This window comes from Achromobacter sp. NFACC18-2 (assembly GCF_900108985.1).
In the GTDB taxonomy this organism is placed as follows: domain Bacteria; phylum Pseudomonadota; class Gammaproteobacteria; order Burkholderiales; family Burkholderiaceae_B; genus Achromobacter.
Genome location: NZ_FNYM01000002.1, coordinates 119,471 through 133,308 on the forward strand (window position 1 = coordinate 119,471; position 13,838 = coordinate 133,308).

Annotated in this window: 12 protein-coding genes; 6 read left to right on the top strand and 6 right to left on the bottom strand. The window is 69.6% G+C overall.

All coding sequences use genetic code 11. The features are described from left to right. Positions 1-272 precede the first annotated feature (272 nt). Together BMW75_RS29400 and BMW75_RS03025 are read left to right on the top strand one after the other, a co-directional pair. The gene (locus BMW75_RS29400) at positions 273-431 is read left to right on the top strand and encodes a hypothetical protein (RefSeq protein ID WP_175493081.1); all 159 of its coding nucleotides are present in this window, start codon (positions 273-275) and stop codon (positions 429-431) included. Beyond that, positions 428-1,207, top strand: a complete 780-nt coding sequence (locus tag BMW75_RS03025) for an SIR2 family NAD-dependent protein deacylase (RefSeq protein WP_092576567.1) — start codon at positions 428-430, stop codon at positions 1,205-1,207. Before BMW75_RS29400 ends, BMW75_RS03025 begins: the two co-directional genes overlap by 4 nt. A gap of 16 nt (positions 1,208-1,223) precedes the next feature. On the opposite strand, the gene BMW75_RS03030 is transcribed toward BMW75_RS03025, so the two are convergent. Both BMW75_RS03030 and BMW75_RS03035 read right to left on the bottom strand, forming a co-directional pair. Beyond that, complete coding sequence (locus BMW75_RS03030) at positions 1,224-2,276, bottom strand: helix-turn-helix transcriptional regulator (RefSeq protein ID WP_092576570.1); 1,053 nt, start codon at positions 2,274-2,276, stop codon at positions 1,224-1,226. Positions 2,277-2,440: 164 nt separating this feature from the next. Then, positions 2,441-3,901 carry an EAL domain-containing protein gene (locus BMW75_RS03035; RefSeq protein ID WP_254791926.1) on the bottom strand — a complete coding sequence of 487 codons (1,461 nt, stop codon included), beginning with the start codon at positions 3,899-3,901 and terminating at the stop codon, positions 2,441-2,443. 599 nt (positions 3,902-4,500) lie between these two features. Between BMW75_RS03035 and BMW75_RS03040 the strand changes: the two genes are divergently transcribed. From BMW75_RS03040 to BMW75_RS03050, 3 genes are all read left to right on the top strand, one after another. Continuing rightward, positions 4,501-5,433 carry an N-carbamoyl-D-amino-acid hydrolase gene (locus BMW75_RS03040; RefSeq protein ID WP_092576573.1) on the top strand — a complete coding sequence of 311 codons (933 nt, stop codon included), beginning with the start codon at positions 4,501-4,503 and terminating at the stop codon, positions 5,431-5,433. A 141-nt stretch (positions 5,434-5,574) separates the two neighbouring features. After that, positions 5,575-6,528 (top strand): bifunctional Delta(1)-pyrroline-2-carboxylate/Delta(1)-piperideine-2-carboxylate reductase, encoded by a 954-nt coding sequence (locus tag BMW75_RS03045; RefSeq protein ID WP_092576576.1) that lies wholly within the window; start codon positions 5,575-5,577, stop codon positions 6,526-6,528. A gap of 51 nt (positions 6,529-6,579) precedes the next feature. After that, positions 6,580-7,560 carry a quinone oxidoreductase family protein gene (locus BMW75_RS03050; protein WP_092576578.1) on the top strand — a complete coding sequence of 327 codons (981 nt, stop codon included), beginning with the start codon at positions 6,580-6,582 and terminating at the stop codon, positions 7,558-7,560. Here the strand turns inward: BMW75_RS03050 and BMW75_RS03055 are convergent. Next, positions 7,550-8,533 carry a LysR family transcriptional regulator gene (locus BMW75_RS03055; protein WP_092576582.1) on the bottom strand — a complete coding sequence of 328 codons (984 nt, stop codon included), beginning with the start codon at positions 8,531-8,533 and terminating at the stop codon, positions 7,550-7,552. The genes BMW75_RS03050 and BMW75_RS03055 overlap by 11 nt on opposite strands. Positions 8,534-8,630: 97 nt before the next feature. On the opposite strand from BMW75_RS03055, the gene BMW75_RS03060 reads away from it, so the two are divergent. Beyond that, entirely contained in the window at positions 8,631-9,851 is a 1,221-nt protein-coding gene (locus BMW75_RS03060) for an MFS transporter (RefSeq protein ID WP_092576584.1), read from the top strand. A gap of 42 nt (positions 9,852-9,893) precedes the next feature. Here the strand turns inward: BMW75_RS03060 and BMW75_RS03065 are convergent, their stop codons facing one another. Genes BMW75_RS03065 through BMW75_RS03075 form a run of 3 tightly spaced genes read right to left on the bottom strand, consistent with a single transcriptional unit; the run spans position 9,894 to position 13,659 of the window. Then, positions 9,894-11,327: an aldehyde dehydrogenase family protein gene (locus tag BMW75_RS03065; RefSeq protein ID WP_175493083.1), complete on the bottom strand. Its 1,434-nt coding sequence runs from the start codon at positions 11,325-11,327 to the stop codon at positions 9,894-9,896. Next, positions 11,318-12,436, bottom strand: coding sequence for an alcohol dehydrogenase (locus BMW75_RS03070; RefSeq protein WP_092576587.1), 1,119 nt, complete (start codon positions 12,434-12,436; stop codon positions 11,318-11,320). Before BMW75_RS03070 ends, BMW75_RS03065 begins: the two co-directional genes overlap by 10 nt. Further along, a complete protein-coding gene (locus BMW75_RS03075) occupies positions 12,433-13,659 on the bottom strand; it encodes an ABC transporter substrate-binding protein (protein WP_092576589.1) in 1,227 nt (408 codons plus the stop codon). Before BMW75_RS03075 ends, BMW75_RS03070 begins: the two co-directional genes overlap by 4 nt. Positions 13,660-13,838: the final 179 nt, after the last annotated feature.

Genomic DNA, 13,838 nt, shown 5'->3' on the forward strand with positions numbered 1-13,838 from the left:
ACACCCCTGGCGTGAACTCCGCTGTTCCTCCACAGGCCAAGCCGCCTCCCGGCCCGTTCCGCTGCTACGGTTCCTGAACAGGGCCTGGACAGTGCCAGCTGACGCCTGGCCACCGTCAGCCGGTCGGCTCGATGAAGTTCCACGGGATACACATTCTCGAATCAGCGCAATACTGTAATGACTGATTCAACCCGATTTTGTCCGAATACGCTTTCAGAATCCCGGCAGATTCCCTGGTTCCCTGATTCATTGATTCAGCAACGGAAAGCGACATGCCTGGTTTGTTCGAAAAGATTATTCTCAGCCTTGATCGCGCCGGATATTCCGGCCTTACCCGCGATGACCGGCGGCTGGCCGCCTGTCCCGGCACGCCGGCGCAGGCCGGGCCGAGCCGGACCGCGGCGCTCTCGCAAGCGGGGCGGCTCGCATGAAACTGCGCAAACTCGATTTACCCGATTCCCTGGTGCAGACCCTGCGCGCGGCGCGCAATATCATCGTGCTGACCGGGTCGGGCCTGAACCCCGCCAGCGGCCTGCCGCAGTGCCGGGACGGCCTGCGCGGCCTGTGGGCGCGCTACGACGCGGCGGCGCTGGCCACCGAAGCGGGCTACAGGAATGACCCCGCGCTGGTATGGGCCTGGCACGAGGAAAGGCGGCGCCGGGCGTTGCTGGCGGCGCCCAATGCGGCGCATCGGGCCATCGCCGCGCTTGCCGAGCGCGCACCCGGCACATTCGTGGTGACGCAGAACGGCGATACGCTGCACGAGCGCGCGGGCAGTCCGCGCATCCTGCATCTGCAGGGCCGGTTCGACCAGCCGCGGTGCACCGCCTGCGCCATGACCCACACGCTGACGACGCCTCCGGCGCGGCACGCCCGGCATGGCCCCTATCCCCAGCCGCCGGCCTGCCGCATCTGCGGCGGCGCGGTGCGCCCCGGCCGGTTGTGGCACGGCGAGGCGCCCGCGCCCGAGGTCTGGCGCATCGCCAAGGGGCTGGCCGCCAGCGCCGACCTGCTGATGACGGTGGGCACGTCGTGCCAGACGCCCGCGGCCGCCGAGCTCTGCTACGAGGCCCTGGCGCGCGGGGCGCAGCTCGTGCAGATCAATCCGAACCCGACGCTGCTGGATCGCGTGGCCAGCCACGGCGTCCGGGGTCCGGCCGAAAAAGTGCTGCCGCTGCTCCTGGCGCGCGCGTGGCCGGGCCACTGACCGCGCGCCCCCGGCGCTAGAGGTAGCGGCGCGCCAGTTCGCGGGCCTCGTGAACGAAGCGTTCGCGGATGTCCTCGGGCTCCAGCACTTCGATGGAGGACGCGTGCCCATGCAGCAATTGCCACAACATCACGGACGGGCGCACGGTGGCGGTCAGGGTGAAGCCCGCATCGTCCTCGTCGATCGTCTGGTCGGGCGACAGCCAGAACTCGCGCAGCGGATGGCGGCGGCGCCGGCCGTCCTCCATCATGGGTTCCGCGGCGTGGAGCCGGATGCGGGTTTCCCCGCCCGGATCGAAGTTCAGGGCTTCCTCGCGGCGCACGTAGTCGTGCAGGTCGAACGTGGGATCCGGGTCCGCCGCCTCGTCCAGCAACCGGACTTCGGACAGGCGGTCCATGCGAAAGAGAAAGCGCCTGCCCGGCTGGCGCGCGCCCCAGGCCACCATGTACAGCACGCCGGCGCGGTCCACCATCGCCAGCGGCGTCATCACGTAGACCCGCTCGCTGGGCGTCTTTTCGCCAAAGGGCGTGTTGCGGAACGTCAGCTTGCGGTTGTAGTAGAGGGCGCCGCTGACCTGGCGGTAGACCTCGGACGGCACTTCGGGCAAGACGGCGGGATGGGTGCCGTCGATGCGCAGGATCTTGCGCGACCAGTCGTGCGCCGGCGCGATCCCGGGCTGCGCCTGGTGGGTTTCGAGATAGCGCAATGCGCCGTCGAACGTGGCCGCCAGGTCGTCCAGCACGACGGCCGGCAGATGGCGGTCCGCCACCTGCTTGAGCGCGCACATGGCCATCGCCATGTTCGCGTTCATGTTGCGGATGCGGAAATCGGTGCGCTGTAGGGTGCGATACCACAGCTTGCCGCGCGTGGCGCCGAAACTGCCCACGCTGTCCAGCTTGAGCAGCGTGCGCCGGATCTGTTTGTCGCCGGGCACCGGATTCTGCAGGGCGGCCAGCTTTTCGCGTATTTCCGCCATGCCCATGCCCATTACCATCGCGTCGGCTTCTTCGTCCTCGACATACGGAAGGATACGCAGAAGATTGTCGACCAGCGTCTGGTTAGGTCCCATGGCAGATACAGCAAATTAACTCGTTAAACAACGCACGAATTCTATCTGCAAAATGCGCCAATAATAATTTTCCGCGGGAAAGATAATCAGCCGGCGGCCGCGGAAAGGATTTTCCATAAATAAATTGGGCACATTGGACACACGACAATATGCAGCCGGCGCCGTCAATCGGCCACGATCTCGCTCAGCGGAACGGGACGGCCGAACAACCAGCCCTGGCCCACGGCGGCGGGTTGGCGGGCCAGCAGGTAGCTGGCCTGCTCCTCGGTTTCGATGCCTTCGATGATCAGGCTGATGCCCAGTTCCCGCGATATGTTGATGACGTGGTCGACGATCAGCGTGCCCGCGTCTTCGGCGCCGATGGCGCCCGTGAAGCTGCGGTCCAGCTTGATCGCGTCCGCCTGCAGTTCGGCCAGGTAATTCAGGTTGGAATGGCCGGTGCCGAAATCGTCGATGAACACCTTGAAGCCTTTGCCGCGCAGCGTCTTGACCATCGACAGGACGTGGCCGTCGGACAAGGGCGTGCCCTCGGTGATCTCCAGCGCCACGTTGGCGGGCGTCAGGCCGTGCTCGTTCACGGCGTCCATCAGGAAGTTGCGGTAGCCCGCGTCCTTGAGGTCCGCCGCCGACACGTTGATGCTGATGTAGAGCTCGGGGTTGTCGCGCAGGCGCTGGTGCAGGTCGCGCAAGGCCTGCGAGGTCACCCGCCGCGACAGCGCGCGGCCCAGGCCCATGGCCTCGGCCAGCGGCACGAACAGGCTGGGCGACACGTCCTGGCCACGCGCTCGCCAGCGGGCCAGGGCCTCGAAACCGGCCAGGCGCCGCGTGGCGAGCTGGCGCAGCGGCTGGTAGTGGACCTGGATGTCGCCGCCCAGGATCGCCTTGCGCAGCTCGGTCTTGGCGCTGCCCGCATGCAGGCGCCACAGGACGCACAGGCCCGCCAGGAAAGCCAGGGCCAGCGCGCCGGCCACCGACAGGACCCTCGCCGGAAACTGGAACCAGGCGTCGGAACGCAGCCGCGACACGACGCAGACATCCGGGCCGCCCTCGGGCGCGCATGCCCAGGCCCGACGCTCCGGCGCAAAGCCCTGGTCTGCGCTGGCCTCCCGCGCCAGGTCCAGGTCCAGGTCGTTGGCGCGGCCAAAGAGTCGGTAGACGTGCGCGCCGTCGCGCGTCAGGAGCTTGGCATCGATGCCCGAGCCCGGCTCCGGAAAGCCGTCGAACGCGTCGGGCGCGGTGAACACGATGAGGTCGCGGTACGCCACCATGTCGCCGACGATGCGGCTGTCGACAATGTTGGTGGCGCCTACCCAGAGCTGGCGCCCGTTCGCCAGCGTGAACGCGGGCGGCGGCAGCAGCAGGGGCTGCGGCAGTCTGCCCCAGGCCGCCGAGCAGCGCAGCATGCCGCCCAGCGTGCGGCCGATGTCGCGGATGTAGGTGGCATTGAAAAGCAGGACGCGCAGGGTCGCAACGTCCGCTTCCGAACACGGCACGCCCCGGTCCGCGGCCGCGGCGATCAGCCGGTTGCCCTCCTGGGCCACGCGCAGCGCGTGCGCCAGCAGCCGGGCGTTGTGCCCGGCCAGTTCGTCGTCGACCTGTCCCAGTTCGATATGGCGTCCAGCCATTACCCCCGCCAGGAATCCAAACGCCGACATCAACAACACGAAAGCCGCAATTCTGGAACGTGACATGGGGACCGGTGACACTTGAGCGGCGCGTTGCGAGGAAATTCTGCGCGTAAGGCAATGTAACCGGAACTGAAACATCCCAAAAGCGCAAAGTCGCCTGCTGAATCGTGCCAATTGTTGCTTTCCCGGCCCGCCCGCCCCAGCCCCGGCCACGGGCGCGGAAAGCGCCGCGGGGCGCGCCCCCTGGCGCGATCTACGGGGAAACCCGATATAAAACTTTGCACCACGCCCATGATCCCGCGTTATGCACAGGCGCCGCCGCCAGCGTCGCCCGCGCGGGGATTGTCCATGCAGATCAGCGCCTTAGCGTCGCGGGACGCGCCGGCGCGCCGCGGTGCGCCCCGTCCGTGCCGCCATATCGGATTTGCCCCCGCCCGGGCATGCTTGCGCCTTCGGCCTGGCCTGCGCACCGCGCGCCCGGCCACGCAACATTGTTCCGCACGCGACCGGGCGGCGGCGCTGGCGCGCCGCTCGCCCGGTTCCGGCGATTCGCACTCCTGGAGACCCCTGTGACCCCTTCTTCCCCCTCCCGCAAAATGGGCCTGGCCGTCGCCCAGATGGGCGCCGTCAATCTGGCCGACTCCCGCGCCGCGGTCGTGCGCCGCCTGGTCGAGATGATGCGCGAAGCCGCCGCCCGCAAGGCCGAGTTCGTCGTGTTTCCCGAGCTGGCGCTGACGACCTTTTTTCCCCGCTACTGGATGGACAATGCCGAGGCGGTGGAGCGCTATTTCGAAAAGACCATGCCCAACGCCGACGTGCAGCCCCTGTTCGACACGGCGCGCGAACTGGGCATCGGCTTTTACCTGGGCTATGCCGAACTGACGCCGGAAGGCCGCCAGTTCAACACGGCCATCCTGGTGGACCGCAGCGCCAGGATCATCGGCAAATACCGCAAGATCCACCTGCCGGGCCATTCGGACCACAAGGTGGATGCCCCGTTCCAGCATCTGGAAAAGAAGTTCTTCGAAGTGGGCGACCTGGGCTTCGGCGTCTGGGAGACCGACGACGTCAAGATCGGCATGTGCCTGTGCAATGACCGCCGCTGGCCCGAGACCTACCGCGTCATGTCGCTGCAAAGCGCCGAGCTGATCGTGCTGGGCTACAACACGCCGTCGTTGAACATCCACTGGAACGAGCCCGCGCACCTGCGCACCACCACGCACGAAATCGTGCTGCAGGCCAGCGCCTACCAGAACGCCGTGTGGATCGGCGCGGCCGCCAAATGCGGCCACGAGGACGGCCATCACATGATCGGCAGCTCGATGATCGTGGCGCCTTCGGGCGAGATCGTGGCCCGCGCCAGCGGCGAGGAAGACGAGGTGATCACGGCGCGCATCGACCTGGGCATGGGCCAGACCTTCCGCGACCACGTCTTCAATTTCGCCAAGCACCGCAGCCCGCAGCACTACCGGCTGATCGTCGAGCGCACCGGCGCGGGCGAACCGCTGCCCCGGCCGGACGCCGACTGATGCCGCACGCCGCCTGAATCCGCCCAGTTGCCCGCGTCGTCGCGGGCTTTTTTTTGGGTGCCGCCCCCTGCGCGCTGCTAGACTGCCCGTGGCTCCCTGATTGACCACCCCGCAGTTGACCACTCCGCAGGCAACGATCCGATGCGCTTAATCGACACCGACCAGACCCGCAACGCCCTGTCCTTCGACGCCGTCATCCCCGCATTGCGGGACGCCTTCCGCGAGGGCGCCACGGTGCCCGCCCGCCACGTCCACGCCATCCAGTGCGGCAACGCCCACGGCACCTCGCTGATCATGCCCGCGTGGAGCGAGCGCGGGTACTTCGGCGTCAAGATCATCAACATCTTCCCGGACAACACGCACCAGGGCCTGCCCGGCCTGCACGCCACCTACAACCTGTACAGCGCCGCCACCGGCGTGCCGATCGCGCAGGTGGACGGCGACATCGTGACCGTCTACCGAACGGCCGGCGCGGCGGCGCTGGGCGCGGACTACCTGGCGCGCGCCGATGCCCGCACGCTGCTGATCGTCGGGTCCGGCCGCATCGCCGGACTGGTCGCGCAGGCCATGCGCACGGTGCGGCCCATCGAGCGCGTGCTGGTGTGGAATGTGCGGCCGGCGGGCGCCGAGGCGCTGGCGGCCAGTCTGCGCGAACAGGGCTTCGACGCCCGGGCCGTGACGGACCTGCAGGCCGCCGCCGGGCAGGCCGACATCGTCAGTTGCGCCACCTTGTCGACCGAACCGTTGATCCACGGCGCATGGCTGCGGCCGGGCACGCACCTGGACCTGATCGGCAGCTTCAAGCCCGAGATGCGCGAGACCGACCCCGCGTGCTTTGACGGCACCACCGTCTACGTGGACACCGACGAGGCGCCCACCAAGGCGGGCGACCTGTTGTCGGCGTTCGAGGCCGGTGTGCTGACCCGCGAGGGCATCCAGGGCAACCTGCACCAGCTCGCCGCGGGCGAGCGCCCCGGCCGCCGCGACGAGCGCGAGATCACGGTGTTCAAGGCCGTGGGCAGCGCGCTGGAAGACCTGACGCTGGCCACCCTGGTTTACGAATCGGTCAGGGACGCGGACCGGCAGCCTGGCTGACCGGCGGTGCCTGCCCCCCACGGATCACCCGCAATCACCTGGAGACACCGCATGACGCAAGCGCGTTCCATCGTCCTGACTGAATTCGGCGGCCCGGAAGTCATGCGGCTGGCCAGTACCGATCTTGCGCCCCCGGGGCCGGGCGACGTGCAGCTGCGCCAGACGGCCATCGGCTTTAACTACATCGATATCTACCAGCGCGCCGGCAAGTATCCGCTGCCCACGCCCACCGGCCTGGGCCACGAGGCGGCGGGCGTGGTGGAGGCGGTGGGCGCGGGCGTGACGGACCTGCGCGTCGGCGACCGCGTGGTGTATATGAACGCCGGGGTCGGCGCCTACGCCGACCGGCGCAATGTCCCGGCCGCCAAGGTGGTGCGGATCCCGCCGGGCATCTCCGACGAGGAGGCCGCCGCGGTCTTCTTCAAGGCAATGACGGCGCAATACCTCGTCAAGAAAACCCACGCGGTCCAGCCCGGCGACATCGTGCTGGTGCACGCCGCCGCGGGCGGCGTCGGGCAGATTCTCTGCGGCTGGGCCAAGGCGCTGGGCGCCACCGTCATCGGCACGGCCGGCTCCGCCGCGAAATGCGACGTCGCCCGGGCGGCCGGCTGCGCGGCCGCCATCGACTACACGCAAGAAGACTGGGTGGAGCAGGTCGTCGCGGCCACCGGCGGCAAGAAGGCGCGCGTGGTCTACGACTCGGTCGCCCGCCACACGTTCATGGGCTCCCTCGATTGCGCGGCGCCGTTCGGGCTGGTGGTGCTGTTTGGCGCCGCGTCGGGCCCGGCGCCCGCCATCGACCCCGAATTGCTCAACAAGAAGGGCTGCCTGTTCCTCACGCGTCCGTCCGTGTTTCCGCACAATGCGGATCCCGCGACGTTCCGCGCCAATGCGGCCGACGTCTTCGAGGCCATGCGCAGCGGCGCGGTGCGCGCGGCCATCGGCGCGCGCTACCGCCTTGAACAGGTCCAGGACGCGCATCGCGCCGCGCAGGACCGGACCGTCACGGGCGCCATCGTGATCATCCCCTGACCGGCTGGCCGCCCCCCACCAAGCCGGCCTCCAGCTCGGCCGGCAGGTGTTCGCGCATGATCTCGATGAAGCGGCGCAAGCGGGCAGGCTGAAAACGCGACGGCGCATACACCAGATAGACGGGCAGGGCGTCCGCCCGCCACTGCGGCGCCAGGTGCACGAGCCGTCCGGCGGCCAGGTCCGCCTGCATGGCCCAGGCCGATCCCAGCGCCGCCCCCAGGCCCTGGATCGCCGCGTTGCGCAGCGCGTGCAGGCCGTCGGTGGACAGGCGGGGATGGATGTCGAAGCCCTGCACGTCGCCGCTGTCGCAATGCGTCAGGCTCACTTCGGTGCGGTAGAAGGTGCGCAGCGCCAGCCACGGCAGGCGCGCCAGTTCCGAGGGATCCTGCGGCACCGGCCCGCCCTGCAGCAGGTCCGGCGAGGCGACGACGATGCGCGGCACCTCGCCCAGCTTCACGGCGATCACCGACGGGTCCGTCACGGCGCCCACACGGATGGCGCAGTCGACGTTCTCGGCGATCAGGTCCGGCATGCGGTCATGCAACAGCCATTCCACCCGCATGTTCGGATACCGCTTCAGGTACCGGGCCAGCGGCTCGACGAACTGGTCCTGGCCGAACACGTGCGGCGCCACCACGCGCAGCATCCCGGCCGGCTCATCGCCCGCGCCCCGCACCTCGCTCTCGAATGACTGCCAGGTGGCCAGCAATTCCCTGCCCCGTTCGTAGCAGCGCTGGCCGTCTTCAGTCAGGCGGATGGCATGGGTGGACCGCTTCAGGAGCCGCACGCCCATCGTGCGTTCCAGCAATTGCAGGCGGCGGCTGACGGTGGGCTGGGTGCCGCCCATCTGGGCGGCCGCGGCGGACAGGCTGCCGGCTTCGACGATGCGCACGAAGGTCTCGATCAGCAGCATTCGGTCGGTGCCGGCCGGGGCGGGAAGGGCGGGGATGGCGGGGATGGCGCGTGTGGTCATACGACCATCGTATAACCGATGTACCCGAAGGTCGGCTACCAAAACCGCGGCGGCAAGCCCAGAATCTGCCCCGTACCTCAAGCCACCGGACACCACCATGTCATCCCCCACTTCCCACCCCTCCCTCTCGCGCGGCCTGGTCTTCCTGCTGGCCGTGGGCGCCGGCCTGGGCGTCGCCTCGCTTTACTACAGCCAGCCGATGCTCGGCGTGCTGGGCGCGGACATCCATGCCAGCGCCGAAACGCTGGGCTGGATACCCACGCTGACCCAACTGGGCTACGCCTTCGGCATCCTGCTGCTGGCGCCGCTGGGCGACCGCTACGACCGCAAGCGCATCATCCTGGTCAAGGCCGCCGTATTGAGCCTGGCGCTGCTGCTGGCCGGCGCGTCCCCGACCATCGGCCTGCTGCTGGCCGCCAGCTTTGCGATCGGCCTGTCGGCCACCCTGGCGCAGGACATCGTGCCGGCCGCCGCCCACCTGGCGCCGGCCGACCAGCGCGGCAAGATCGTCGGCACCGTCATGACGGGCCTGTTGCTGGGCATCCTGCTGTCGCGGGTGGTCAGCGGCTTCGTGGCCGAGCAGTTCGGCTGGCGCATGATGTTCGCGGCCGCCGCCGTGAGCATCCTGGGGCTGGGCGCGGCGCTGTGGCGCGGCCTGCCGCGTTTCGAGCCGACCACGCGGCTGGCGTACCGCGCGCTGCTGGGCTCGCTGCTGACCCTGTGGCGCCAGCATCCGGGCCTGCGCCGCGCCGCTACCGCGCAGGGCCTGCTGTCGCTAGGCTTCAGCGCCTTCTGGTCCACGCTGGCGGTGATGCTGCACGAGGCCCCGTTTCATCTGGGCGCGGGCGCGGCCGGCGCATTCGGACTGGCCGGCGCCGCGGGCGCCCTGGCCGCGCCGCTGGCCGGCCGGGTGGCCGATACGCGGGGGCCCCTGGCCGTCGCCAGCCTGGGCGCGGGCCTGACCATGGTGTCGTTCGCGGCCATGTTCTTCCTGCCGCTGCTGCCCGCGCATGCCGCGCTGTGGCTGATCGGCGGCGCCGCGATCGGCTTCGACCTGGGCATCCAGACCTCGCTGATCGCGCACCAGAGCATCGTCTACGGCATCGATCCGGCCGCCCGCAGCCGCCTGAATGCCATCCTGATGACGGGCGTGTTCGTCGGCATGGCCGCCGGTGGCGCGCTGGGCAGCCTGGCGCTGGCGCACTGGGGCTGGACCGGCGTGACGGTGACGGCGGCCGGCGCCGCGGCCGCGGCCCTGGCCCTGCGCCTGTGGCCGACGGCCAGCCGCAACGGCGAGGCCGGCCGCTACGCGGCGTGACGCCTGGGGCCGGCGGCGCCCCGCGCCGCCGGCCAGTCCTGTCTACCGGGACACCGGCACCGGCACGGAAACCGTTTGCGTGTTGGTGTATTCCAGCAGTCCATCCAGGGCGTTCTCCACGCCCACGCCGGACTGCTTGTGGCCGCCAAAGGGCACGTCCGGCGACATGACGTGGATGTGGTTGATCCACACCGTGCCGGTCTCCAGCCGCCGCGCAATCGACTGCGCCAGCGCCACGTCCCGCGACCACACCGATCCGCCCAGGCCGTATTCCGTGTCGTTGGCCCGTCGGACCACCTCGTCGATGTCGCGGTACTTCAGCAGCGGCAGCACCGGGCCAAATGCCTCTTCCACCACGCTGCGCGCGTCGTCGGGCGGGTTGTCCAGAATGGTGACGGGCACGAAGTAGCCCTTGCCTTCGGGCACCTCGCCGCCCGTCAGAAAGCGCACGCCGGTGCGGTGCGCATCGGCGATCAGGTCCTTGACGCGTTCGAACTGCGCGCGGTTCTGGATCGGGCCGAGCCCCGTGCCGGGCTGCGACCCGTCGCCCACCACCACGCCCGCCGCCACGCCCGCCAGCGCGTCCGCGAAGGCATCGTAGATGGACTCGTGCACATACAGCCGCTTGGTCGCCAGGCAATACTGCGACGAATTGCGGAACGCGCCCCAGAACAGCCGGGCGGCCGTTTCCTTCACGTCGACGTCGGGCAGCACGATGGCCGCGTCATTGCCGCCCAGCTCCAGCGTCACCCGCTTGAGCCGGCCCGAGGCGCTCTGCATGACGCGCCGGCCGGTCGCGGTGGAGCCGGTGAAGGCGATCTTGTCGATGCCCGGATGCTCGGTCAGCCAGGGCCCCAGCCGGTCGCCGCCGCTGATCACGTTCAGCACGCCGGGCGGCAGCAGGTCGCGAAACAGCTCGCCCATTTTCAGGGAGGTGAGCGGCGTGTAGGGCGAGGGTTTGAGCACCACCGTGTTGCCGGCCAGCAGCGCCGGCGCGACCTTCCAGATGGCGAGCGTCATCGGGAAATTCCACGGCGCGATCGCCGCCACCACGCCGATCGGCACCCGCCGGGTCTCGAACAGATGGCCCGCGCCGTCATCATGGCGCTCCACGGGCAGGTCGCGGGCGGCGAAGGCGCGCAGCCACGTCACGCAGCGGCCAACCTCGGCCCGCGCGTCCGCATGCGGCTTGCCCTGCTCGCGCGTCAAGAGGCGCATGAAGCCGTCGGCATGCTGCTCCAGCCGCTCGGCCATGGCGCGCAGCGCCGCCTGGCGCTCGCCGATGGGCCGGCTGCGCCACGGGCCGAAGGCGGCCCGGGCCGCCGCGATGGCGGCATTCAACTGGTCGAGCGACGCGTCGGGCGCGGCCGCGATGCGTTCCTCGGTGGCGGGATTGAGCACGTCGAAGGTCTGCGGCGAGACCTCCGCCCGGCCATTCAGCGTCATCGTGTAATCGGAGTCCGGATTCAATTGCATGGTGGGGATGCCTGTTCAAGGGTGGCCGGGACGGCGCGGGAAGAAGGGTCGGCATCGGGGCCGAGGATCAGTCGCCCCACCACGCGGCCCGCCGCCAGGTCCGCCAGCGCGGACTGCGCGCCGTCCAGGCAGCGGCACGTGGTGGGAATGGCGCGGGGCTTGCGATCGCGCACCAGCGCCATCAACGCCTTCAGTTCGTCCAGGTTGCCGATGTACGCGCCTTCGATGCTGATGGCGCGCATCGGCACGAGGGCCGGCGACAGCGACAGCTCGCCGCCAAAAAGACCCACCAGGATGAGCTGGCCGCCCTTGGTCAGCAGGTCCATGCCCCGCTGCACCGTGCTGGCCGCGCCCACGCAATCGATCACCGCCCACACCGCGCCGGCCGCCTGCCGCACCTGCGCGGCGGCGTCGGGCGCGCCGGCATCGACCGCCGCGTGCGCGCCCGCGGCCAGCGCCGCGCCGCGGCGCGCGCCATCCGGTTCCACCATGACGACATTGCCGCAGCCCAGCGCGCGCAGCAGCGTCACGCACATCAGGCCCAGCCCGCCCGCGCCGATCACCACCACCGATTCCTCGGCCAGCACGTCCTGCGGGATCTTGCGGATGGCGCTGTAGGTCGTGAGCCCCGAACACGCATACGGGGCGGCCTGTTCGGGCCGCAGGTCGCCGATGTCCACGAGATAGCGCGCATGCGGCGCCACCACGTGATCGCTGTAGCCGCCGGGCCGGAAAATGCCCAGGAAGCGCGGCGCCGCGCACAGGTTTTCGCGGCCGCGGCGGCACACCTTGCATTCGCCGCAGCCGATCCACGGATACACCAGATAACGCTGGCCGGAGCGCACGTGCTCGGGGACGTCCGGCCCAGTGGCCACGACCTCGCCCACGATCTCGTGGCCCAGCGTGAGCGGCAGCGTGACGCCGCGCTGCTGCATGCGGAGCCGCTTGTCCCCGCCCAGGTCGTACGACCCTTCCCAGGTGTGGATGTCGGTGTGGCACACGCCCGCGGCCAGCACCCGCAGCAGCACCTGCCCGCCCTCGGGCGCCGGGGTGGGGGTCTGCGCGCGCGCCAGCGGTTCGCCGAAGGCCCTGACCTGATAGCTGATCATCCCGCGCCCCCGGTCTTGGCGAGCGGGCAGCCGCCCTGGTCGAGCGGCCGGAACGCCACGTTGCCCGGGATTACCGCCACCTGCCGGTACAGGTCCCATTCGCCCTTGGAGTCCGCGGGCTTCTTCACTTCAAAGAGGTACATGTCGCGCACCACGCGCCCGTCCACGCGCAGCTTGCCGTCCCGGGTCATGAAGTCGTTGATCGGCATGGCGCGCATCTTGGCCATGACGGCATCGGCGTCCTTGGTGCCGGCGGCCTTCACCGCGTTCAGGTAATGCGTGACGGCGCCGTAGGTGCCGGCCTGCGTCATGGTGGGCTTGCGGCCGACCTTGTCCTGGAAGCGCTGCGACCACGCGCGCGTGGCGTCGTTCTGGTCCCAATAAAAGGCCTCGGTCAGCAGCAGTCCCTGGCCCAGTTGCAGGCCGATGGACTTCACGTCCGACAGGAAGGCCAGCAGCGCCACCAGCCGCTGCGGGCCGCCGGGACGGCCGATGCCGAAGTCGGCCGCCTGCTTGATGGCGCTGATGACGTCGTTGCCGCCCAGCGCCAGGCCGATGATGGCGGCCTTGGAGCTTTGCGCCTGCAACAGGTAAGAGCTGAAGTCGGGCGTGTTCAGCGGCGAGCGCACCGCGCCCAGCACCTTGCCGCCATTGCGTTCGATCACCGCCGACGCATCGCCCTGCAGCGCGTAGCCGAAGGAATAATCCGCGGTCATGAAGAACCAGTTCTTGCCGCCCTGTTCCGTGACCGCCGCGCCGGTGCCGTTGGCGAGCGCGTAGGTGTCATAGGTCCAGTGCACCGTGTAGGGCGAACACGCCTTGCCCGTCAGTTCTGACGTGGAGGCGCTGGTCACCATGATGACCCGCTTCTTTTCGCGTCCCAGTTCGCTCAGGGCCAGCGCGATCGCCGACGTGGGCAGGTCGGTCACCATGTCCACGCCGTCCTGGTCGAACCAGCGGCGCGCGGCGGCGCTGGCCACGTCGACCTTGTTCTGGCCGTCCGCGAAGACCAGCTCGATCGGCTTGCCCAGCACCGAGCCGCCGAAGTCCTGCACCGCCATCCGGGCGGCCTCGACCAGTCCCTTGCCGCCGATGTCGGAATACGCCGAACTCATGTCGGCCATGATGCCTATCTTCACGGGGCCCGCCGCGTTCTGGGCGTGCGCGCCGCCCGCGGCGAGGATCGCGCCCGCCAGCGCGAGCGTCAGTTTCGGGATTGCCATGGACTCGTCTCCGTTATCGGTTTACGCCGTCTTTGCGGCGGTGAGCGTATTGCTCCGGGGAGCGTCCTTTTGTATCGTAGGCACGCGTTTTCGCCGTCGTCCAAAGCGACGATTTTCCAGCGCGCCGCGGGTTTTCCCGCGCCGATCCACGCAAGACCGCACTCTTCAGACAGGCAGCT